This is a genomic window from Exiguobacterium sp. J17977 (assembly GCF_018616375.1).
In the GTDB taxonomy this organism is placed as follows: Bacteria; Bacillota; Bacilli; order Exiguobacteriales; family Exiguobacteriaceae; genus Exiguobacterium; species Exiguobacterium mexicanum.
Genome location: NZ_JAEQBB010000019.1, coordinates 1 through 358, shown reverse-complemented (window position 1 = coordinate 358; position 358 = coordinate 1). Strand labels below are relative to the sequence as shown.

The 358-nt window shown below is 50.3% G+C and carries 2 tRNA genes; both read right to left on the bottom strand.

Annotation, left to right across the window (positions count from 1 at the left end):
* Positions 1 to 79 precede the first annotated feature (79 nt).
* Positions 80 to 152: transfer RNA gene (locus KNO58_RS15285), tRNA-Ala, on the bottom strand.
* Positions 153 to 173: 21 nt separating this feature from the next.
* Positions 174 to 250 (bottom strand) — tRNA-Ile (locus tag KNO58_RS15280).
* Between the last annotated feature and the right edge of the window lie 108 nt (positions 251 to 358).

The following is a 358-nucleotide window of genomic DNA, read 5'->3' as shown; positions in this document are numbered from 1 at the left end:
AGACACACGGTCCTCACGGACCATATGTGAAATAATTGGTTTGATGTCTTGATGAATCTTCAGTTTTCAAGGAACAAAGTGGAGCCTAGCGGGATCGAACCGCTGACCTCCTGCGTGCAAGGCAGGCGCTCTCCCAGCTGAGCTAAGGCCCCGTATTGGAATTCTCAAAAAAATGGTGGGCCTAAGTGGACTCGAACCACCGACCTCACGCTTATCAGGCGTGCGCTCTAACCAGCTGAGCTATAGGCCCTCATATTTTGATTGTCGAGAGATTTTGGTCTCTCAAAACTGAACGATGGGCAATGCCACATGGGCATTTTCCTTAGAAAGGAGGTGATCCAGCCGCACCTTCCGATAC